The organism is Pseudomonas sp. RW10S2, assembly GCF_014268985.1.
In the GTDB taxonomy this organism is placed as follows: Bacteria; Pseudomonadota; Gammaproteobacteria; order Pseudomonadales; family Pseudomonadaceae; genus Aquipseudomonas; species Aquipseudomonas wayambapalatensis.
On sequence record NZ_JABWRO010000104.1, the window covers coordinates 1 to 21619 of the forward strand.

At 66.3% G+C, this 21619-nt stretch carries 22 protein-coding genes; 13 read left to right on the top strand and 9 right to left on the bottom strand.

Features of this window, described 5'->3' with window-relative positions:
• The first annotated feature begins 231 nt into the window (after positions 1 to 231).
• The gene (locus HU729_RS19840; RefSeq protein ID WP_186669335.1) at positions 232 to 699 is read left to right on the top strand and encodes a (2Fe-2S)-binding protein; all 468 of its coding nucleotides are present in this window, start codon (positions 232 to 234) and stop codon (positions 697 to 699) included.
• A 15-nt stretch (positions 700 to 714) separates the two neighbouring features.
• Positions 715 to 4272: a molybdopterin cofactor-binding domain-containing protein gene (locus HU729_RS19845; protein WP_186711319.1), complete on the top strand. Its 3558-nt coding sequence runs from the start codon at positions 715 to 717 to the stop codon at positions 4270 to 4272.
• Between the two features lie 2 nt (positions 4273 to 4274).
• On the opposite strand, the gene HU729_RS19850 is transcribed toward HU729_RS19845, so the two are convergent.
• Complete coding sequence (locus tag HU729_RS19850; RefSeq protein WP_186669333.1) at positions 4275 to 4913, bottom strand: TetR family transcriptional regulator; 639 nt, start codon at positions 4911 to 4913, stop codon at positions 4275 to 4277.
• Positions 4914 to 4998: 85 nt separating this feature from the next.
• Here HU729_RS19850 and HU729_RS19855 point away from each other — a divergent pair, with 85 nt between their 5' ends.
• A complete protein-coding gene (locus tag HU729_RS19855; protein WP_186711320.1) occupies positions 4999 to 5961 on the top strand; it encodes an XdhC family protein in 963 nt (320 codons plus the stop codon).
• A gap of 14 nt (positions 5962 to 5975) precedes the next feature.
• On the opposite strand, the gene HU729_RS19860 is transcribed toward HU729_RS19855, so the two are convergent.
• Together HU729_RS19860 and HU729_RS19865 are read right to left on the bottom strand one after the other, a co-directional pair.
• Positions 5976 to 6383: a type II toxin-antitoxin system HicB family antitoxin gene (locus HU729_RS19860; protein ID WP_186669330.1), complete on the bottom strand. Its 408-nt coding sequence runs from the start codon at positions 6381 to 6383 to the stop codon at positions 5976 to 5978.
• A gap of 45 nt (positions 6384 to 6428) precedes the next feature.
• Complete coding sequence (locus HU729_RS19865; protein ID WP_186711321.1) at positions 6429 to 6611, bottom strand: type II toxin-antitoxin system HicA family toxin; 183 nt, start codon at positions 6609 to 6611, stop codon at positions 6429 to 6431.
• A 215-nt stretch (positions 6612 to 6826) separates the two neighbouring features.
• On the opposite strand from HU729_RS19865, the gene HU729_RS19870 reads away from it, so the two are divergent.
• The 7 genes from HU729_RS19870 to HU729_RS19900 all read left to right on the top strand — a co-directional run bounded on the left by HU729_RS19870 (position 6827) and on the right by HU729_RS19900 (position 13014).
• A complete protein-coding gene (locus HU729_RS19870) occupies positions 6827 to 7432 on the top strand; it encodes a CDP-alcohol phosphatidyltransferase family protein (RefSeq protein ID WP_186711322.1) in 606 nt (201 codons plus the stop codon).
• Between the two features lie 30 nt (positions 7433 to 7462).
• Positions 7463 to 9211, top strand: coding sequence for a bifunctional alpha/beta hydrolase/class I SAM-dependent methyltransferase (locus tag HU729_RS19875; protein ID WP_186711323.1), 1749 nt, complete (start codon positions 7463 to 7465; stop codon positions 9209 to 9211).
• The gene (locus tag HU729_RS19880; protein WP_186711324.1) at positions 9211 to 10569 is read left to right on the top strand and encodes a phosphatase PAP2/dual specificity phosphatase family protein; all 1359 of its coding nucleotides are present in this window, start codon (positions 9211 to 9213) and stop codon (positions 10567 to 10569) included. The genes HU729_RS19875 and HU729_RS19880 overlap by 1 nt, the downstream gene beginning before the upstream one ends.
• Positions 10566 to 10997, top strand: a complete 432-nt coding sequence (locus HU729_RS19885; RefSeq protein WP_186669325.1) for a hypothetical protein — start codon at positions 10566 to 10568, stop codon at positions 10995 to 10997. Before HU729_RS19880 ends, HU729_RS19885 begins: the two co-directional genes overlap by 4 nt.
• Positions 10998 to 11006: 9 nt before the next feature.
• Positions 11007 to 11630: a lysophospholipid acyltransferase family protein gene (locus HU729_RS19890; protein WP_186669324.1), complete on the top strand. Its 624-nt coding sequence runs from the start codon at positions 11007 to 11009 to the stop codon at positions 11628 to 11630.
• A gap of 1 nt (position 11631) precedes the next feature.
• Positions 11632 to 12564 (top strand): phosphatidate cytidylyltransferase, encoded by a 933-nt coding sequence (locus tag HU729_RS19895; RefSeq protein WP_186711325.1) that lies wholly within the window; start codon positions 11632 to 11634, stop codon positions 12562 to 12564.
• A 105-nt stretch (positions 12565 to 12669) separates the two neighbouring features.
• Positions 12670 to 13014: a cupin domain-containing protein gene (locus HU729_RS19900; RefSeq protein ID WP_063542660.1), complete on the top strand. Its 345-nt coding sequence runs from the start codon at positions 12670 to 12672 to the stop codon at positions 13012 to 13014.
• 40 nt (positions 13015 to 13054) lie between these two features.
• Here the strand turns inward: HU729_RS19900 and HU729_RS19905 are convergent, their stop codons facing one another.
• From HU729_RS19905 to HU729_RS19930, 6 genes are all read right to left on the bottom strand, one after another.
• Positions 13055 to 13816, bottom strand: coding sequence for an ATP-binding cassette domain-containing protein (locus HU729_RS19905; protein WP_186711326.1), 762 nt, complete (start codon positions 13814 to 13816; stop codon positions 13055 to 13057).
• The gene (locus HU729_RS19910) at positions 13813 to 14874 is read right to left on the bottom strand and encodes an iron ABC transporter permease (protein ID WP_186669318.1); all 1062 of its coding nucleotides are present in this window, start codon (positions 14872 to 14874) and stop codon (positions 13813 to 13815) included. The genes HU729_RS19905 and HU729_RS19910 overlap by 4 nt, the downstream gene beginning before the upstream one ends.
• Positions 14871 to 15986: an ABC transporter substrate-binding protein gene (locus tag HU729_RS19915; RefSeq protein WP_186711327.1), complete on the bottom strand. Its 1116-nt coding sequence runs from the start codon at positions 15984 to 15986 to the stop codon at positions 14871 to 14873. The genes HU729_RS19910 and HU729_RS19915 overlap by 4 nt, the downstream gene beginning before the upstream one ends.
• Positions 15987 to 16205: 219 nt before the next feature.
• Complete coding sequence (locus HU729_RS19920) at positions 16206 to 16796, bottom strand: HAD family hydrolase (protein ID WP_186711328.1); 591 nt, start codon at positions 16794 to 16796, stop codon at positions 16206 to 16208.
• A complete protein-coding gene (gene tesB, locus HU729_RS19925; protein WP_186669311.1) occupies positions 16793 to 17662 on the bottom strand; it encodes an acyl-CoA thioesterase II in 870 nt (289 codons plus the stop codon). The genes HU729_RS19920 and tesB overlap by 4 nt, the downstream gene beginning before the upstream one ends.
• A gap of 90 nt (positions 17663 to 17752) precedes the next feature.
• Complete coding sequence (locus tag HU729_RS19930; protein WP_186711329.1) at positions 17753 to 18322, bottom strand: GNAT family N-acetyltransferase; 570 nt, start codon at positions 18320 to 18322, stop codon at positions 17753 to 17755.
• A 183-nt stretch (positions 18323 to 18505) separates the two neighbouring features.
• On the opposite strand from HU729_RS19930, the gene HU729_RS19935 reads away from it, so the two are divergent.
• From HU729_RS19935 to HU729_RS19945, 3 genes are all read left to right on the top strand, one after another.
• Positions 18506 to 19195: a histidine phosphatase family protein gene (locus HU729_RS19935; protein WP_186711330.1), complete on the top strand. Its 690-nt coding sequence runs from the start codon at positions 18506 to 18508 to the stop codon at positions 19193 to 19195.
• Between the two features lie 71 nt (positions 19196 to 19266).
• Positions 19267 to 20181, top strand: coding sequence for a histone deacetylase (locus tag HU729_RS19940; RefSeq protein ID WP_186669306.1), 915 nt, complete (start codon positions 19267 to 19269; stop codon positions 20179 to 20181).
• A 148-nt stretch (positions 20182 to 20329) separates the two neighbouring features.
• Entirely contained in the window at positions 20330 to 21583 is a 1254-nt protein-coding gene (locus HU729_RS19945; RefSeq protein ID WP_186711331.1) for a TIGR03862 family flavoprotein, read from the top strand.
• The last annotated feature ends 36 nt before the right edge of the window (positions 21584 to 21619 follow it).

Sequence of the window (21619 nt, forward strand, 5' to 3'; positions counted from 1 at the left end):
CTATCGCGGGGCAAGCCCGCTCCCACAGGTTAATCACTGCCCTCGAGAACGGTGGGGTACCTGTGGGAGCGGGCTTGCCCCGCGATTGCGTCTGACCTGCCCACCACCGTCGCTGACGCCCCCCTGCAACCCGCCTGGCCTGCTTCTTGCCTACTCATTTCATGTAGTGAGCACTTACCGAAAAAGCGCACCGTTTGAGTCCTTTGGTAGCGCCCCAGAGATGAGCGAGCCATGCAAGAAGACATCGCCCTGCGGATAAACGGCCAGACCGTCACGGTCGCCGCTGAACCCGACACCCCCCTGTTGTTGGTGCTGCGCAACGACCTGTGCCTGAACGGCCCGAAATACGGCTGCGGCCTGGGCGAGTGCGGCGCCTGTACGGTGATCATCGACGGGGTGGCCGCGCGCTCCTGCGTGATCCCGCTGGCCGGCGCTGAAAACCGCGAGGTCACCACACTCGAAGGCCTCGGCAACAAGGCCGCGCCGCACCCGGTGCAGCAGGCGTTCATCGACGAGCAGGCAGCCCAGTGCGGCTACTGCATGAACGGCATGATCATGACCGCCAAGGCCCTGCTCGACCGCATCCCCAATCCCACCGACGAACAGATCCGCAACGAACTGTCCGGCAACCTCTGCCGCTGCGGCACCCACGTCGAAATCCTGCGCGCGGTGCGCCGCGCCGCCGGCCGCCAGGCCTGAGATCCGGAGAACCCCATGAACCACTCGCAACAGGTGCCTTCACGCGAGCAATTGCTGGCCAGCAACGGTGTGCTGCTGATCGTCGACGAAATCACCCCGCCCTCGGGGCCGGTTGCCAAGGGTGTGACACCCCAGGTCAAGGACCGCGAACTGGCACTGTTCATCGCCGTGAGCGACGACGGCCTGGTGTATGCCTTCAATGGCCACGTCGACCTGGGCACCGGCATCCGCACCTCGCTGGCACAGATCGTCGCCGAGGAACTGGACCTGCGCATGGACCAGGTGCACATGGTGCTCGGCGACACCGAGCGTGCGCCGAACCAGGGCGCGACCATCGCCAGCGCCACACTGCAGATCTCCGCCGTGCCGCTGCGCAAGGCAGCAGCCACCGCGCGACGCTTCCTGCTGCAGCAGGCTGCCCTTGAGCTGGACTGCACAGCCGATGCGTTGCGAATCGAAGAAGGCGCGGTGATCGCCGAAGACGGCCGTCGCCTACCCTTCGCCGACCTGGTGCGCGGGCACAACCAGCAGTTGCGCATCGCCGAAGACGCGCCGCTCAAGGCCGTCGAGGACTACCGCCTGGTCGGACGCAGTACCGCGCGGGTGGACATCCCCGGCAAGGCCACCGGCGAGCTGACCTACGTGCACGACATGCGCCTGCCCGACATGCTCCATGGCCGGGTGATCCGCCCACCTTATGCCGGCCACGATAGCGGCGACTTCGTCGGCAACAGCCTGCTGGCGGTGGATGAAAGCTCCATCGCCCATGTGCCTGGCGTGGTCGCCGTGGTGGTGATCCGCGACTTCGTCGGCGTGGTGGCCGAACGTGAGGAACAGGCGATCCGCGCCGCCCACGACCTCAAGCTGAGCTGGAAACCGTTCACCGGCAAGCTGCCCGATCTCAGCGACGTCGCCCAGGCCATCCGCGACAACCCCAGGGTGCAGCGCACCGTGCTGGACAAGGGCGAGGTCGACGCGGGCATCGCCAACGCCAGCCAGCGTCTGAGCCGCAGCTACCTGTGGCCCTACCAGTTGCATGGCTCGATCGGCCCATCCTGCGCCCTGGCCGACTTCACCGAAGGCCAGATCCGCGTCTGGTCCGGCACCCAGAATCCACACCTGCTGCGCGCCGACCTCGCCTGGTTGCTGGAATGCCCCGAAGCACGCATCGAGATCATCCGCATGGAGGCGGCGGGCTGCTACGGCCGCAACTGCGCCGACGACGTGTGCGCCGATGCGGTGCTGCTGTCGCGCGCGGTCGGACGCCCGGTGCGGGTACAGCTGACCCGCGAGCAGGAGCATGTCTGGGAGCCCAAGGGCACCGCGCAACTGATGGAGATCGACGGCGGCCTGAACGCCGACGGCACGGTCGCCGCCTATGACTTCCAGACCAGCTACCCCTCCAACGGCGCCCCCACCCTCGCCCTGCTGCTGACCGGCGCGGTGGAGCCGGTGCCGGCGCTGTTCGAAATGGGCGACCGTACCTCGATTCCGCCCTACGACTACGAACATATGCGCGTCACCATCAATGACATGACGCCGCTGGTGCGTGCGTCGTGGATGCGCGGCGTGTCGGCGATGCCCAACAGCTTCGCCCACGAGTCATATATCGACGAGCTGGCCTTCGCGGCGGGGGTCGACCCGGTCGAGTACCGCCTGCGCCACCTGTCCGATCCGCGCGCCATCGACCTGGTCAAGGCCACCGCCGAGCGCGCCCAGTGGCAGGCGCACACCCAGCCCATGCAGACGCCCGCCGAAGGCGATGTGTTGCGCGGTCGCGGTTTTGCCTATGCGCGCTACATCCACAGCAAGTTCCCGGGTTTCGGCGCGGCCTGGGCGGCCTGGGTCGCCGATGTGGCGGTGGACCGACGTACCGGCGAGGTGGCCGTCACGCGGGTGGTGATCGGCCATGACGCGGGCATGATGGTCAACCCTGAGGGCGTGCGCCACCAGATCCACGGCAACGTGATCCAGTCCACCAGCCGCGTGCTCAAGGAACAGGTGCACTTCGAGGAATCGACGGTGGCCAGCAAGGAATGGGGCGGCTACCCGATCCTCACCTTCCCGGAGCTGCCAGCCATCGACGTGATGATGCTGCCGCGCCAGCACGAACCACCGATGGGCAGCGGCGAGTCGGCCTCGGTGCCGAGCGCGGCGGCCATCGCCAACGCGATCTTCGACGCCACCGGCATACGCTTTCGCGAGCTGCCGATCACTGCCGAACGGGTGCGCGCCGCGCTTGGCGGCAACGGCGAGGATTCGTCTGCGCCAGCACGGCCCGCGTCGAAACGCTCGAAGTGGTGGTTCGGCTCGATCGCCGGCGTGTTCGGTGCCGCCCTGGGCATGCTCGCGACCGCCCTGCCCTTTCGCGCGGAAATCGCGCCGGTGACGCCCCCGGCGGCCGGCAGCTGGTCGGCGGCGATGCTCGAACGCGGGCGCCAAGTGGCGGCGGCCGGCGATTGCGCGGTGTGCCACACGGTCAGCGGCGGCAAAGTCAATGCCGGCGGCCTGGCGATGGAAACCCCCTTCGGCACGCTGTACAGCACCAACATCACACCCGATCCGGAAACCGGCATCGGCCGTTGGTCGTTCGCCGCCTTCGAGCGCGCCATGCGCGAGGGCATCAGCCGCGACGGCCGACATCTGTACCCGGCCTTTCCCTACACCTCGTTTCGCAACATCACCGACGGTGACATGCAGGCGCTGTACGCCTACCTGATGTCGCAGACACCGGTGCGCCAGGAGGCGCCCGCCAACGACATGCGTTTCCCGTTCAACCAGCGCCCGCTGATGGCCGGCTGGAACGCACTGTTCCTCAAGCGCGGCGAGTACCAGCCCGACCCGCAGCGCAGTGCGCAGTGGAACCGCGGCGCCTACCTGGTCGATGGCCTCGGGCACTGCACCGCCTGTCACTCGCCGCGCAACCTGATGGGCGCGGAAAAAGCCGGCAAAAGCTACCTGGCCGGGGGCATGGTCGATGGCTGGGAAGCGCCAGCGCTCAACGCCCTGGGCAAGTCGTCCACGCCCTGGAGCGAGAGCGAGCTGTTCACTTATCTGCGCACCGGCTTCTCCGACAAGCACGGTGTCGCCGCCGGGCCCATGGGGCCGGTGGTCAGCGAGCTGGCCACCTTGCCGGAGAGCGACGTGCGGGCCATTGCCCACTACCTGACTTCACTGGACGGCGCGCCGCAGCCAGTCGCGACCCCGGCTGCGCCCCAGGTCGATACGCAACTGTCCATCAGCAATGGCGAGCGGGTTTTCAAGGGTGCGTGCATGGCCTGCCACAGCGATGGCCTGGGCCCGAAGCTGTTCGGTGTCAGCCCGTCGATGGCGGTCAACAGCAACGTGCACAGCGATGTGCCGGACAACCTGCTGCGCGTAATCCTGCACGGGATTCCGACGCCTGCGACCCGCGACCTGGGCTATATGCCCGGCTTCAGGGATAGCCTCTCGGACCGCCAGGTGGCGGATCTGGCCGCCTACCTGCGCCAGCGTTTCGCCGCAGACAAACCGGCCTGGCAAGGGCTGAAGGCGAAGAGCGCGCAAGTGCGTGCCAACCCCGGCAGCCACTGAGGCTAGCGGCGCAGACCGCGCAGGGCGAGATCGCTGATGAAGTCCAGCCAGTCGGCCTTGGCCTGCTTGTCGGCAAGGTCCACGGCGAGGAACGAGCTGAGCGTATGGCGGTTGGAGTTATAGAAATAGCAGAGCGAGGCAATCATCAGGTAGGCGTGGGTGATGTCGATATCGTCGCGGAACAGGCCCTTGGCCTGCCCAGCCTCGATGATCGGCCGCAGCACGCCGACCGCCTCGCCGGACAGCGCCTGCAGGTTCTGCGACTTGCGCGCGTGCTGGCCCTGGTGAAGGTTTTCGGTGGCCAGGATGGTGACGAACTCGGGATGGCGCACGTAGTAATCCCAGATGAACGCCACCAGTTGGCGCAGCGCGAGCTCGGGGTCGGACAGGTCCAGGCGCAGCTTGGCTTCGGCCTGGTTGAAGCTGGCGTAGATATGCTCCAGCACGCTGATGAACAGCTTTTCCTTGTTGCCGAAGTAGTAATAGATCATCCGGTCGTTGGACTTGGCCAGCGTGGAGATCTGCTCGACGCGCCCGCCGGTGAAGCCCTCCTTGCTGAAGACCTTCACCGCGGCCTTGAGGATGTTGTCCTTGGTGCGGTCGGCCTGCTGGGCGCGAACACCGGTTTTGCGAGTCTGCATGTCGGTCCCTGTGGGGCTGGCCAGATAGCCAACACTGCCACAGACATGGGGTGTGGCGCCAACGATTGGAACGGGGTAACCAAACATGCAGCATCTCGACCGGCAAGTGATCGACAAGGCGCTGGCATGGGCTTGTGCCGGCGACACGGTATGGCTGTGCACGGTGCTCTCCACCTACGGCTCGGCACCCCGTGCACCGGGAGCGATGCTGGTCTGCCGTGGCGGGCAGGAGTATGTCGGATCATTGTCGGGAGGCTGCGTGGAGGAGGAGTTTCTCGACAGCCTCGCACAGGGTGCATTCCACTGTGCTGCGCAGGTGGTGCGCTATGGCGATGGACAGGCGCAAAGTCGGCGCTTGCGCCTGCCGTGCGGGGGCGTGCTGGTGGTGCTGGTCGAGCGGCGCGAGGCCAGTGCGGCCTGGCTGGAGCACTTGCAGGCGTTGCGCGGCGCATTGCTTGGCCAGCGCCGGGTGACGCGCAGGGTGGGGCTGATGGATGGCACCTTTGGCCTGGAAAGCGATAGCAGCGTTGCCGTGCGCCTGAGCGAGGATGCCGTACATATCGCCATCGGCCCGGCCCTGCGCCTGCTGCTGGCGGGGCTGTCGCCCGTGGCCGAGGCCTGCGCCGATATCGCCCGTACGCTGGGCTGCGAAGTGATCGCCTGCGATCCGCGCGAGGAGATGGCCCATGTGCATCTGGAGGGTGCTCAACTGCACCGCGTGCTGCCCTCGGAGTTCATTGCCGAAGGTGGCTGCCATGCCGCCACCGCGGTGGTGGCGCTGACCCACGATCCGAAGATCGATGACCTGGCGCTGATGGAGGCCGTGCACACCCCGGCGTTCTACATCGGCGCCATGGGCTCGGTGACCACCTCCGCACGCCGCGCCGAACGCCTGCAGCGCATCGGCGGCTTGTCGGCCCAGCAGATCGAACGCCTGCACATGCCGATCGGGCTGGACCTGGGCAGCAAGTCGCCAGCGGAAATCGCCCTGGCGGTAATGGCGGATGTGCTGCGGGTGTATCGCGGCAAGGCGCGGGATGCGTTGTAGCCGCGATGGCCGGTTCAATAGGCGATAGCCAACTCGCGTAGCGCCGCTGAAGCCAGAAAACCGGAGCGCGAGGCATATCGGCTATCGCGCTTCACCTTCTCGTCGATGCGCTGCAACAGGTTCTCTGGCAGCGTCGCATTGAAGCGCACCGCCTTGCCCAGGTAGGGCGTTACATCAAAATCCACTACCGCCCAGATACCACCGGCGAAATCCGGATTGACCACGTGCACGTCGATCTCCTGCGCTTGGGGTAAAGGCTCGCCATCAGCGACAAGGCCTTCAAAATGCAGCGCCAGTGCCTCTTGGACATTATCCAGCGCCTGGGCAGCGGTGACGCCGGCGGAAAAACACCCAGGGACATCGGGTACGGTCACGCCGTAGTCGGAATCTTTGTCCTTGTGCAAAACAACTGGAAATTTCATCGACTCACTCCATGGGTCTGCAAGATGTGCAGCGAAGCTGTCTACTCACTTGAGACCTGCCTGTTTCAAAATGCTGTGCACGGTTCCCTTTGGAAGATTGGCCTTGGGATGGGGAACGGTGACCCGTCCTCGCTTCCAGGGATGCCGAAACTGATGATGGCTTCCCTTGACTTGCTCTTCATACCAACCATCTGCCTCGATGATCTGGATTACATCCCGACTGCGCATCCATCCTTCCGGTGGCAGCTGATGTGTATGGTACACATCTATTTAACTTCAACCAGTCTGTAATACACACTACCCACACAACCCCTGACGAGCGGTGGCAGGCTCTCTGAGGTGAAGGCTTTATCTGGTTCACATGTAGGACAGATGCACCTTGCCGCCCGCCAATCTCTTTCCCCACAATCCCCTCCACGCCGCACCACGACAGGGAACTCACCGTGCCATCCATCTATCAGCTCAAACCCCGCTTCCAGGCTCTGCTGCGCCCATCGGTTCAGCGTCTCTACGATCGCGGCGTCACTGCCAACCAGGTCACCGTCGCCGCAGCGTTGGTGTCGGTGCTGCTGGGGCTGCTGCTCACCTGGCTGCCCCACGTCACCTGGCTGTTCATCCTCATCCCGGTGTGGATGCTGCTGCGCATGGCGCTCAATGCCGTCGATGGCATGCTGGCCCGCGAGTTCGGCCAGCAATCGACCCTCGGCGCCTACCTCAACGAGCTGTGCGATGTGATCGCCGACGCGGCGCTGTACCTGCCCTTCGCGTTGCTGGTCGGGGTGTCGCCGACACTGGTGGTGCTGGTGGTGTTGCTTGCCGTCATCAGTGAATACGCCGGGGTGATGGGCCCGCTGGCCGGTGCTTCGCGGCGTTACGACGGGCCGATGGGCAAGAGCGACCGGGCCTTTGCATTCGGCGTACTGGGGACCGGCGTGGCCTTCGGCGTGCTGAATCCGACGTGGATCAACGGCCTGCTGCTGGTCATCCTGCTGCTCTCGCTCTATACCCTCTACAACCGGGTACGCCACGGGCTGGCCGAAACCCGCTGACCCCACCGCCGCAGGACAAGGACTTTCACCATGCGCCAAGCGCAATCGCTGCACTTCTCGACCCACGACGGCGTCGAGCTGCACTACCGGCACTGGCCGGCCACCCGCAACGAGCACCAGCCACGCAGGGCGCTGGTGATGTTCCATCGCGGGCACGAGCACGGCGGGCGCATGGCGCACCTGGCCGACGAACTGGACCTGCCCGGTTACGACATCTTCGCCTGGGACGCCCGTGGCCATGGCCTCTCGCCAGGGGCCCGGGGCGATAGCCCGAGCTTCGCCACCAGCGTGCGCGACGTGCAGACCTTCATCGAACATATCCAGGCCCGGCACGGCATCGCCGAGCCCGATATGGCAGTGCTGGCGCAGAGCGTCGGCGCAGTGCTGATCGCCACCTGGGCCCACGACTACGCGCCCAAGGTGCGCTGCCTGGTGCTGGCCTCGCCGGCGTTCAAGGTCAAGCTCTACGTGCCCTTCGCCCGCCCCGGCCTGAAACTGCTCAAGGCCCTGCGCGGCAACTTCTTCGTCAACAGCTATGTCAAGCCGCGCCTGCTCACCCATGACCCGGAACGGGTGATGTCGTACACCGCAGACCCGCTGATCAGCCGACCGATCTCGGTGACCGTGCTGCTAGGTCTGTACGAGGCTGCCGACCGTGTGGTGGCCGATGCCCAGGCCATCCAGGTGCCGACTCAGTTGCTGGTGTCCGGCGCAGACTTCGTGGTAGAACGCGGCCCGCAGGAGCGCTTCTTCGAGCGCCTGGGCAGCCCGCGCAAGGAGATGCACATCCTGCCCGGTTTCTTCCACGACACCCTCGGCGAACGCGACCGCACCCACGCCCTGGCGCGGATCGAGCGCTTCATCGCCCACTGTTTCGACGCACCGCTGCCTGCACCGTCGCTGCTCGATGCAGACAAGGTCGGCGCCAGCTGCGCCGAGGCCGAGTGCCTGGCCGCACCGCTGCCACGCAACTCGCCGCGCGACCTCTACTGGCGCAGCTACCGCGCCAGCCTGCGCCTGGGCAAGGGGCTGTCGGAAGGGGTGAAGCTGGGTTTCGACACTGGCTTCGACTCCGGCAGCACCCTGGACTACGTGTACCGCAACCAGGCCACCGGCAAGGGCAAACTGGGCGAGCTGATCGATCGCAACTACCTCGACGCCATTGGCTGGCGTGGCATCCGCCAACGCAAGGTGCATGTCGAGGAACTGCTGCGCCTGGCCATCGCGCGCCTGCGCGAACAGGCACGACCTGTGCACATCGTCGATATCGCCGCCGGCCACGGCCGCTACATCCTCGAAGCGCTGCAGGAGCAATTGCCGGACTCGATCCTGCTGCGCGACTACAGCGAGCTGAACGTGCAACAGGGCAGCGCGTTGATCAACGAAAAGGGCCTGGGCGAGATCGCCCGTTTCGTCCAGGGCGATGCCTTCGACCGCCAGAGCCTGGCCAGCCTCGACCCGCGCCCCACCCTGGCCGTGGTGTCCGGGCTCTATGAACTGTTCGCCAGCAACCAACTGGTGGGCGACTCCCTGGCCGGGCTGGCCGATGCCGTGGAAGACGGCGGCTACCTGGTCTACACCGGCCAGCCCTGGCACCCACAGCTGGAGATGATCGCCCGCGCCCTGACCAGCCACCGCGGCGGCGACGCCTGGGTGATGCGTCGGCGCAGCCAGGCCGAGATGGACCAACTGGTGGAAGCGGCCGGTTTTCGCAAGATCGCCCAGCGCATCGACGAATGGGGCATCTTCAGCGTCAGCCTGGCCCAGCGGGTACGCTGATGACACGCGAAGCCGGGCTGATCCGGCGCGGCGTGCTGTGGCTGTTGCTGCTCGGGCCGTTCTTCTTCCTCAGCTACGGCCTGGCCAACAGCTACTCCGCCGGGCGCGACGATGTCGGCAGCCTGGTATTCGGCTGGGAGCAGCATATGCCGCTGTGGCCGTGGACGATCATCCCGTACTGGTCGATCGACCTGCTGTACGGTTTGTCATTCCTGCTGCCGCTCACTCGCCGCGAGATGGACCGCCATGCCCTGGCGCTGCTGACCGCACAGGTGGTCAGCGTGACCTGCTTCCTGCTCTGGCCGCTGCGCTTCACCTTCGAGCGACCGGAACTGGCAGGTGTGTTCGGCTGGCTGTTCGATGTGCTGATGGGCTTCGACAAGCCGTACAACCAGGCCCCGTCGCTGCATATCGCGCTGCTGGTGATCATCTGGACGATGTTCGCCCGGCATACCCACAAGCCGCTCTGGCGCTGGGCTGTGCACGGCTGGATGGCGTTGATCGGGCTGTCGGTGCTGACCACCTGGCAGCACCACTTCATCGACCTGCCCAGCGGCGCGCTGGTGGGGTTGTTGTGCCTGTGGCTATGGCCGCACCAGGGCGCATTGCCGCTGCGCGAGGCGCGCCTGACGCGTGAGCCGAAACGCTGGCGGCTTGGCTTGCGCTATGGCATCGGCGCCCTGTTGTGTGCAGGGCTGGCCTTCAAGCTCGGTGGTGTATGGCTGTGCTTGTTATGGCCGGCACTGGCGTTGCTGGTGGTGGCGCTGAACTATGTGCTGTTCGGTGCTGGCGGATTCCAGAAGGGAGCGGATGGACGACTGTCGAATGCCGCGACCTGGCTGCTGGCGCCCTATCTGGTTGGCGCCTGGGTCAACTCACGGGCCTGGACCTGGCGACATCCGCAGGCAGATGAAATATGCGACGGGGTATATCTGGGGCGGATTCCCGGATTGGGAGAGGCAGGTGATTTTGCTGCGGTGGTGGATTTGTGTGCGGAGCTACCCTGCCCATGGCCAGCCACAGCGCCTGTTGCTCCTGTAGGAGCGGGCTTGCCCGCGAATGGGCCAGAACAGACAACCTACTTCAGCCTGCCCACCCTGGACCTCATACCCCCGAGCCCCGCCCTGCTGCTCCAAGCCGCCGAAGCCATCGACCGCCTGCGCCAGCAAGGCCCGCTTCTGGTCTGCTGCGCCCTGGGCTATTCACGCAGCGCCAGCGCCGTAGCCGCCTGGCTGATCCACACTGGCCGCTGCGCCGACATCGACGCCGCCGAAGCCCTCATCCGCCAGGCCCGCCCGGGCGTGGTACTGCACGCCGGCCACCGCCAGGCCCTGCTGCAACTCGGAGTCCAGCCATGAACCTGTACCTGGTCGCGACCCTGCTAGCTCGTGGTCGGCAACTCGAACGCCTGTCCGATGCATTGACCCTGCTGGCCATCGCCTACGGCCTGGCACCGCTGCTCGGCCTGCACCTGCACCCGCTGGCCAGCGTGCTGTGCATCCTGCTGCTGATCCTCGGCGTTGCCCACAAGTACTGGGCCATTCGCGTGGCCCTGGACGCCGAGCTCTTCGCACGCCTGGCCGCCAGCCCGCAACGTGCCGACGATACCCGCGCCCTGGACCGCGCCCTGTTCGACCTCAACCTCAAGGCCAAGGCCGACGATCCACGCGACTGGCCAACCCGCAGCCAGGCCGCCCTCGCCCTGCTGCGCCGCCAGAGCCTGTGCCTGGGCCTGCAGCTACTGCTGACCTTGGCTACCCTGCTGACACTGCCCTTCACCGGATGACCCTGCACCATGCTCGCCGCCTTGACCGCCTTCGCCATCACCTCCGCCGCGCGCCTGATCACCGGCGCTCGGGCCCTCTGGCTCGGCTGCACGCCACAACCGGTGCAGCGCCTGTACTTCGCCAACCACAGCAGCCACGGCGATTTCGTCCTGCTCTGGGCCTCGCTGCCCGAACCCTTGCGGCGCCGCACGCGGCCCGTGGCCGGCGCCGACTACTGGAACACGCCAGGCCTGCGCAACTTCGTCATCCACAATGTCTTCAATGGCATCCTGATCGACCGTCAGCGCAGCGAAGGCCAGGACAATCCGCTGCAACCGGTACTCGATGCGCTGGCCCAGGGTGACTCGCTGATCTTCTTCCCCGAAGGCACACGCAATCTTGGCGACGATCCACTGCTGCCTTTCAAGAGCGGCCTGTTCCACCTGGCATCCGCCCAGCCTGACATCGAGGTGGTGCCGGTCTGGATCGCCAACCTCAACCGGGTGATGCCCAAGGGCCGCGCCCTGCCGTTGCCGCTGCTGTGCACGCTGAGTTTCGGCGAGCCATTGCAGGTGCTGCCTGACGAAAGCAAGCAGGCGTTTCTCGAGCGGGCCCGTCAGGCCCTGCTGAACCTGGCCCCGAAGGAAGCCTGAGATGGATCACAACACCCTGTCCCTGTTCGCCGGCATCGGCGCCCTGCTGCTCCTGGCCAGTGTCATCGGCCGCCTGCTCAAGTGGCGCGCCGGTTCCGCGCCGCACGCGGTGATCGACAACCTCAACGCACGCATCAACGCCTGGTGGGTGATGGTGCTGGTGATCGGCCTGGCCTTCATGTTCGGCAAGTACGGCGTGATAGTGCTGTTCTATTGCGTGTCGTTCTACGCCCTGCGCGAGTTCATGACCCTCACCCCGACCCGGCGCAGCGACTACCCGGCGCTGGTCGCAGCGTTCTACGTAGCGTTGCCGGTGCAGTACCTGCTGATCGCCATGGACTGGTACGGGATGTTCAGCATCTTCATTCCGGTGTACCTGTTCTTGCTGCTGCCGATCCTGGCCAGCTTCGGCGGCGATACCACACGCTTCCTGGAACGCGCCTCGAAGGTGCAGTGGGGCCTGATGATCGCGGTGTACTGCGTGTCGTCGGTGCCCGCGCTGATGACCCTGGACATCCCCGGCTACGAGGGCCGCAACCTGCTGCTGATCGCCTGGCTGATCCTGGTGGTGCAGATCAGCGACGTGCTGCAGTACGTGTGCGGCAAGCTGTTCGGCAAGCGCAAGGTGGCGCCCAACCTGTCGCCGTCCAAAACCGTCGAGGGCCTGGCCGGCGGGGTGGCGTTGGCCACGCTGGTCGGCGCCCTGCTGTGCTGGATCACCCCGTTCAACTTCTGGCATGCGGCGCTGATGGCATTGACGGTCAACGCCATGGGGTTCTTTGGCGGGCTGGTGATGTCGGCCATCAAGCGCGATCGCGGGGTGAAGGACTGGGGGCACATGATCGAAGGACATGGCGGCATGCTCGACCGCATGGATTCGGTGTGCTTCGCCGCGCCGGTGTTCTTCCACTTCGTGCGCTATTGGTGGGCGTGACCGCCATAGCGCGACCAGGCAGATAGGCGTCGAATCCAGGCAACTGCATGTCACGCCAACGCCCTAAGGTGACGGGTCACTCAGCCCGTCATCAGGAGCCCTGCCATGTCCGACTTCATCACCGTCCTGCGCGAAACCTGTCCGACCCCGGTGGTAGATGCGACCAAGTGGAAACGCATCGGCGGCGACCCGCACACCGTCAACCTCAATGCCTACCTGTCGGCCGATGGCAGCAAGATCATGGGCACCTGGATCTGCACGCCAGGCAAGTTCGAGGTCAACTACGAGAAGTGGGAGTTCTGCCACTTCCTCGAGGGCTACTGCATCATCACCCCGGAAGGCGAAGAGCCCAAGCACCTCAAAGGCGGCGATGTGTTCGTCATCGAGCCCGGCATGAAAGGCACCTGGGAAGTGGTCGAGACCGTACGCAAGTACTTCGTCTTCGCCTGACTGCATCTGATGTAGCGGGCGTGCAGCCGGGCCGGCAGTCTCAGCGCAGCGCCCGGTCCACCAGCACCTGCAGGCGGCCACGGGAGCACTGCTCGACCCGCGCCTCGACGCCATATACCTGCGCCAGCAACTGCGGTTCGAGCACCTCGGCCGGGGTGCCGCAGGCCACCACCCGGCCCTTCTCCAGCATCACCAGACAATCGGCATGGCTGGCCGCCAGGTTGATGTCGTGCAGCACCGCGACCGCCAACAGCCGATGGCGAACCACCCGCTCACGCACTGCATCCATCACCCGCAGTTGGTAGTGCAGGTCCAGGGCGCTGGTTGGCTCGTCGAGCAACAGCACCTGTGGATTGCGCGCCAGCAACTGGGCCAGGGCCACCAGTTGGCGCTGGCCGCCGGACAGACTGTCCAAGCCTTGCTCGGCCAGGTGCTCGATGCCCAACTGGCGCAGCGCATCGAAGGCCGTCGCCAACAGGTCATCTGCAGCCCCCACGCGCAGCGCAGCGACGATGCTCTCCAGCACCCCGAGCGCCAGCCCCGGCGGCAGCTGCTGTGGCATGTAGGCCAAGCGCCGGGCGCGCTCGGCGAAACTCAGGCGGGTAACGTCCTCATCGCCCAGGTGCACAGCGCCCTGCATCCGCTCCAGTCCGGCCAGGGCCCGCAGCAGGGTGGACTTGCCCGCCCCGTTGGGGCCGACCAGCGCCACCAGGCTGCCCGTCGGCAGCGACGGCAGGCTCAGTTGCTGGATGATCCGGCGCGCGCCATAGGTGACCGACAGCCCTTCGATACGCAAGCTCACAACCTTCTCCCCCGCCGGAACACCAGTACCACGAACACCGGTACGCCCACCAGGGCGGTGACGATCCCCACCGGCACGATCACCCCTGGCAGGATCAGCTTGCTGGCGATCGACGACAGCGACAGCAGCAATGCCCCGACCAGCGCACTGGCCGGCAACAGGAAGCGCTGGTCCTCGCCCACCAGCAGGCGGGCGATGTGCGGGCCGACCAGGCCGATAAAACCGATGGTGCCGACAAAGGCCACGGCGGTCGCCGACAGCAGGCTGATGCGCAGCAGCGAGGCGACGCGCAGACGCCGGGTGTCCACGCCGAAGCTGCGGGCACGGTCTTCGCCCATGCGCAGCAGAGTCATGGCCGGGGCGGCGCGCAGCGAGAACGGCAGCACCAGCGCCAGCACCGCAGCAAGAATGCCCAGCTTCTGCCAGTTGGCCCGCGCCAGGCTGCCGAGGGTCCAGAACACCAGTTGCTGCAGCACATCCTCGGTGGCCAGCAACTGCAGCAACGACACCAATGCGTTGCAACTGAACACCAAGGCGATACCGAACAGCACCAGGCTCTCGACCCCGGCACCGCGCAGCCGTGACATGGCCTGCAGCAACAGCACCGACAGACAGGCGAAGACGAACGCCATCACCGTCACCTGGGCGCTCGGCGCCAGCCAGGCCACCGACAGCGGATAGGCGATGGCCAGCGACGCGCCCAGCGCGGCGGCAGAGGACACACCCAGGGTGAAAGGGCTGGCCAGCGGGTTGTCGAGGATCGCCTGCATCTCGGCGCCAGCCAGCGCCAACGCGGCCCCGACCAGCACCGCCATCAGCGCGTAGGGCAGGCGCACGTTCCAGATGATCACCCGTTCGGTGGCGCTCAGTGCGTTCGGATCGAACACCCCATGCAGCAGCTGTCCGAGCCCCATGCCGGAGGCGCCGCTGGCCAGGTCGCCGAGCACCGCCAGCGCCAGCAGCACGGCCAGCCCGCCGACCAGCCCGGCACGCCGCCAGAGCAGGCGCCGATAACGCCAGGCTGCCAGCGCGGCGCCGTCCAGAGCCTGGGCGGTCACTTGGCGTCGATCCAGTAGTGGCCGTCCAGGCCGACCTTCAGCAGGTGGTTGATGTCGGCCATGGTCGCTTGCGGATCCAGATCCTTGAAGCGCTCGGGGTGAATCCAGCGGGCCATGGCTTCGATGGCAAGGATGTTGAACGGCGAGTTGTAGAAGTCATGCCACAGGCCATGGGCCTGGCCATCACGGATCGGGCGCAGCGGCGCGAATTCGGGGCGCGCGATGATCCTGGCCAGGCTCTGGCGCGCGGTATCGGCACTCACGCCGGCGCCGAGCAGCACGCCGGGGGCACGGTTGCCGGTGGCGATGTAGACGTCCGGATCGGCCTTGAGCACGTATTCGACGCTGACGTCGCCCAGCGCGCCGGGCACCACGTCAGCAGCGATATTGTGCCCACCGACCGCCTCGACCACACTGCCCAGGCCGCTCTTGCCGGTGGTGTGCCCCGGCGCCTGCCAGACGCCCGCCAGCAGTTCGAGGAAGACCTTCGGCCGCTCGCTGTCCTTGAGCCCCGCCACCTGGTCGGTGACGTGCTTGAGGTGGCTGTCGTAGAGGTCCAGGTATTCCTGCGCCTGCTGCTCACGACCCAGCAAGGTGCCCAGGGCTTCGAGGCTGACGCGGGTGTTCTTGATCGGGTGCACACGGAAGTCGATGAACAGTACCGGGATGCCGGCCTGTTCCAGCAGGTCGGCGACCGGGCTGTGCTGGGTCGGGCCTTCGCCGGCGATGCTGAAGATCGCCAGGTCCGGTTTCAGTGCCAGGATCTGCTCGGCGCTGACGCTCTGCTCCGAGGCCTGGCCGATCAGCGGCAGCTTGGCCACCTGGGGATAAAGCTTGGCGTAGACGTCGTAGGTATGCGGGTCGAGCAGGCGCATGTCGTTCTGCCAACCGACCACGCGCTGGAACGGGTTGTCGCGATCCAGCAGGGCCAGGGCGAAGAACAGCCGGCCCTCGCCGAGGACGATGCGCTGGGGCGCGTGATCGACTTCCACCTTGCGCCCGAGCACGTCGGTGACCTGGGCGGCGCTGGCGGTCTGGAGAGTGCCGAGGCCTGCGACCAGCAGCATGAGCAGCGGCAGCAGGCGCCGCGCGGAACGGAGAACGGAGAACATCGGAGGGCTCCTGGCGACAGCGGATGCGTGACAGAGAATCGGTCTCATTCAAGACCGGGCATTCTAGTCAGGGGGCTGCCCTTGCCAGTGTCCGGGAATGTAGTGGGATGTCAGTGAATCGTCATGGGTTACTGTTCATTACATGGGATAGCGGTGAGTTCTTCGCGGTGGTGTTACCTGTGGGAGCGGGCTTGCCCGCGAAAAAACCAGCGCAACCTTTCAGTCAAGCATCGCCCTCAACGCCCGGCAGTCCGCCGCATGCCAGTCCGCCAGCTCCGGCCAGGGGTTGTCGGGCAGGTTTACCAGGACCGTCCTGGCCCCCGCCGCACGTCCGCAATCCAGGTCGAAGCGGTAGTCGCCCACCATCACCAGTTCCGACGGTGCCACGCCCCAGGCCCGGGCGATCTGCAACAGGCCATCCGGGTCGGGCTTGGGCGCCACCTCGTCACGTCCCAGAATGTGTTCGACCGGGAAGCAGTCGGCCAGACCAATGGCCTCCAGCGTGACATGCGCCAGCTCCCGCGCGTTGCGGGTGAGGATCGCCAGCCGGCAGCCACGCGCCGACAGCTCGCGTACCAGCTCGACTGCACCGGTCGCGGCCTTCGAGGCGATCGCCAGGTCGCGCTCGTGCTCCAGCAGCCAGGCGTGCTTGGCCTTGGCCTCCTCGTGAGGCAGCGCGGCGAGGTGGGTGAGGATGTCATCCTCGGGCGGAATCTCCAGCGCCTCGCGGATCGCGGCAAAGTCGTGCACCGCCACGGTGAGGGTGCCGTCCATGTCGAACACCCAGTTGCGTACTTCGTGCAGGCTCATGCCCAGTCCTTGCGATGGCGGATCAGGCCTTCCTGGGTGGACGAGGCCACCAGTTGCCCGGCGCGGTTGAAGATGCTGCCGCGGGTGAAACCGCGGGCGTTGCCGGCCCATGGGCTGTCGGTGGCGTACAGCAGCCAGTCGTCGGCACGCAGGTCGCGGTGGAACCACAGCGCATGGTCGAGGCTGGCGATCTGCATATCCTTCTGCCACACCGATTTGCCGTGGGGCAGCAACGAGGTGGTCAGCAGCCCGAAATCCGAGGCGTAGGCCAACACGTACTTGTGCAGCGCCGGGATGTCCGGAAGGTTGCCGTCGGCGCGGAACCAGGCGTACTTCACCGGGTCGCCCGGCTTGGGGTCGAACGGATCACGCTCGGTCACCGGGCGGATCTCGATGGGCTTGGCGCACAGCACCTTGTCGCGGATACGCTCGGGCAGCTTGTCAGCCATGACGCGGGCCAGTTCGACTTCGCTGGGCAGGTTCTCGGGGCCGACCACATCGGGCATCTGCACCTGGTGCTCGAAACCGCCCTCGTCGTACTGGAACGACGCGCTGCAGGTAAAGATCGGGTTGCCCTTCTGGATCGCCGTGACCCGGCGGGTGCTGAAACTGCCGCCGTCGCGCACCCGATCGACCGAATAGACGACCGGCATGCTGGCATCGCCAGGGCGCAGGAAATAGCCGTGCAAGGAATGGACATGGCGCGCGTCCTCGACCGTCTGGCTGGCCGCCGACAACGACTGGCCCAGCACCTGGCCGCCATACAACTGACGAAAGCCCAGGTCCTGGCTACGGCCACGGAACAGGTTCTCTTCGATGGATTCGAGGCTCAACAGGTCGACCAGGTCGTCCAACACATGGCTCATCGGGGGCTACTCCTGACAGGTGTCACGGCAATTCGGGCATTGGCGCAAATCATACAGAATTTGTCATCGCCTCCGTGCATGGCGCCCCATTCAGGCATGCAGGGTTCGCTCCCAGCGCGGCCGGTCGATGCGATACAGCACGTGCGGACGCAGCGGGTGCCCCTCGGGCAGCCGCGGGTGTTCGAAGCTGCCTGCCTCGTCCTGAACCATGCCGATCGCCTGCATCACCTTCTGCGAGGGTACGTTGTCCTGAGTGGTGAACGACACCACCTCATCCAGGCGCAACTGGGCGAATGCGCAGCGCAGGCAGGTCCAGGCCGCCTCGCTGGCAAAGCCCTGGCCCCAGTGACGACGGGCCAGACGCCAACTGATCTCCACCGCCGGCGCGAAGGGTGCGTCGAAATTGACGTTGAGCAACCCAGTCAAGCCAATGAAGGCGCCACTGTCCATGCGCTCCAATGCCCAGAGACCGTAGCCGTATTCGTTGAAATGGCCACGGATGCGTCCGATCAGCGCGGCGGCCTCCAGGCGCGTCAATGGCGCCGGGAAATAGCGCATCACCTGCGGATCGGCGCACATCTCGGCAAACGCCTGCAAATCGTCGTCCCGCCATTGGCGCAACACCAGGCGGGCGCTTTCGAGCTTGAGGATCGGGGTCATCGGGGCGGGCTCCAGGTTTTCAGTCCTGCAGTCTACAGATTAGGCGCCGGGGGCGCTTTTCACCTGCACCCCAGGCCCAATGCAATTTTCACAACGGCTTCACTCGGCGCAGACAGGCCACTTCACAGAATGCCACCACCTGCCGCCGCCCTGCGCGCGGCCCCCTCTTGCCGGAGCCCGAGCATGCTGTCGAGCGACATCCTGGAAAACCTGGCCATCCCCACACGCCGCAAGCGACACCGACGTTTGCGCATGGCTTGGGCAGTCGGCCTCGCCTTGGTGCTGGTCGCGGCGGGATTGATGCTGTGGTCGTCAACGAGGACGCACATCGTGAACCTTGGCAATGAACGGCAGTTGAACGCCAGCGGCCTGCTGCAGAAGTGGGCCGAAGGCAGCGTGATCGTGATGATTCGCCACGCCGAGCGCTGCGACAGCGCGCCCGGCCCTTGCCTGGACGATCCAACCGGCATCACCGTGTCCGGCAGCCAGGCCGCCCAGCGTGTCGGAGAAGGCTTGCAGCGCCTGGGGCTGAACGGTGCCGACCTGCTCAGCAGCCCGAAGCTGCGCACCCGACAGACCGCGCACTTCATCGTCGGCGACACGGTGACCAGCGAGGACTGGCTCGAAGGCTGCGAGAGCGGCTTCGCAGGCCAGGCCATGGCGCACAAGCGTGCAGGGCACAATCTTGTGCTGGTGACCCACAACGGCTGCGTCGATCACTTCCAGCGCACCCTCAAGGTTGCGCCGGGCGAGCGCGAAAGTGGCTACGCCAGCGCGCTGTTCGTGTCGGTCGATGGCAGCGGCAAGGCCCGTATCCTTGGGCGCATGAACGAGCCGGACTGGCGACGGGTACTGGCGTCGGCACAACGCTGATGAGTGTTTGAGTTGCGTGGCATTCCGGCCCACTGGCAAGATCAACGCTGCCTCCAGCCGCGATCCTGCCCATGCCCCTGCCGCTGATCTACCACGAAGACTACAGCCCCGAGTTCCCGCCGGAACATCGTTTCCCCATGGACAAGTTCCGCCTGCTGCACGATCACCTGATCGACAGCGGGCTGACCACCGACCAGGCCTTGCTGCGCCCCGAACTCTGCCCCAACGACATCCTCGCCCTGGCCCATGACCGCGCCTACATCGAGCGCTACATGAACGGCGAACTCTCACGCGAAGACCAGCGCCGCCTGGGGCTGCCCTGGAGCGAGGCCCTGGCACGGCGCACCGTGCGCGCCGTCGGCGGTTCGCTGCTGACCGCCGAGATGGCCCTGCGTCACGGTATCGCCTGCCACCTGGCCGGCGGCACCCACCATGCCCACTACGACCACCCCGCCGGGTTCTGCATCTTCAACGACCTGGCGGTGATCAGCCGCTACCTGCTCGCAGCCGGACGCGTGCACCGCGTGCTGATCTTCGACTGCGACGTGCACCAGGGCGACGGCACCGCACGCATCCTTCACGACACACCAGAGGCGATCACCGTGTCCTTGCACTGCGAGCAGAATTTCCCCGCACGCAAGGCCCAGAGCGATTGGGACATCCCCCTGCCGCGCGGCATGGACGACGCGGCGTACCTGAAGGTGGTGAACGATGCACTGAACTACCTGCTGCCGCTCTACCAGCCCGACCTCGTGCTGTACGACGCCGGCGTCGATGTGCACAAGGACGACGCCCTGGGTTATCTGCAACTGACCGATGCAGGCGTCGCCGCCCGTGACGAAGCGGTCCTGCGCCACTGTCTTGGCCGTGATATTCCGGTGGTCGGGGTGATCGGCGGCGGTTACAGCAAGGACCGGGCGGCGCTGGCGCGGCGGCACGGCATCCTTCACCACAGCGCGGCGCGGGTGCTGGGTTACACACAATGACTGTGGAACCGCTTGTGGATAACCTGCGGGAAAGCCCCTGGAGCCCTTTAACTGCCTGACCTGCAAAGATTTGTTCATTTTTTGAACAGTACCTGCACAGGCACCTCTGGGGTAGAATGCCGACTCTTTTCCACAGCCTGCCGCCACCATGACCGATTCCCACCCCACCTCCCCTCCCCTCGTCGCCGTGATCGGCGGTGGCCCCGCCGGCCTGATGGCTGCCGAGGCCCTGGCCCAGGCCGGCGTGGCGGTCGAGGTGTTCGATGCGATGCCGTCGGTGGGTCGCAAGTTCCTGCTGGCAGGCGTTGGCGGCATGAACATCACCCACTCCGAGCCCTACCCGGCCTTCATCGGCCGCTATGGCGAACGCCGCGAGGCCATCGACACGCTGCTGCGTGATTTCGATGCCGACGCCCTGCGCCAGTGGATCCACGGCCTGGGCATCGAGACCTTCGTCGGCACCTCGGGGCGGGTCTTCCCCACTGACATGAAAGCGGCACCGCTGCTGCGCGCCTGGCTCAAGCGCCTGCGCGATTCCGGCGTGGTTATCCACACCCGGCACCGCTGGCTCGGCTGGGACACGGAAGGCGCACTGCGGATCGCTTATCCACAGGGCGAACGCCTGGTGCGCGCCACTGCCGTGATCCTGGCCTTGGGTGGCGGTAGTTGGGCGCGCCTGGGCTCGGATGGCAGTTGGGTGCCACTGCTGGCCGAGCGCGCTGTGGATATCTCGCCATTACGCCCGAGCAACTGTGGTTTCGAGGTGCAGGGCTGGAGCGATCTGCTCAGGAACAAGTTCGCCGGCGCGCCGCTGAAGAACATCGCCCTCAGCGTGCCTGGCAGCGCTGCGCGCAAGGGCGAGTTCATCCTCACCGCCCAAGGCGTGGAAGGCAGCCTGGTGTATGCATGGTCGGCGGCGGTGCGCGCCGGCATCGAGCGCGACGGACGCGCTACCTTGCTGCTCGACCTGCTGCCGGATCGCCCTGTGGATAAAATCGCTCAGGCCCTGGCCAAGCCCCGTGGCTCCCGCTCGATGGCCAAGCACCTGCAGGGGCAGCTCGGGATCGACGGGGTGAAGGCCGCGCTGCTGCGCGAGCTGACCGACCAGGCCACCTTCGCCGACCCCATGCGCTTGGCCCAGGCGATCAAGGCGCTGCCGATCGAACTGGTGCGCACGCGGCCGCTGGATGAAGCGATCAGCAGTGCCGGTGGCGTACGTTTCGAGGCGCTGGACGAGGGCTTGATGCTCAAGCAACTGCCCGGCGTCTTCTGTGCCGGCGAGATGCTGGACTGGGAAGCGCCGACCGGGGGCTACCTGCTGACGGCGTGCTTTGCCAGCGGCTTGCGCGCCGGGCGGGCGGCGCTGGAGTGGTTGTCCGAGCGCCAGCCCGCGTCCCTGTAGGAACACCTGTCTTGTTCAAAATCTAAAGGCCAGCCC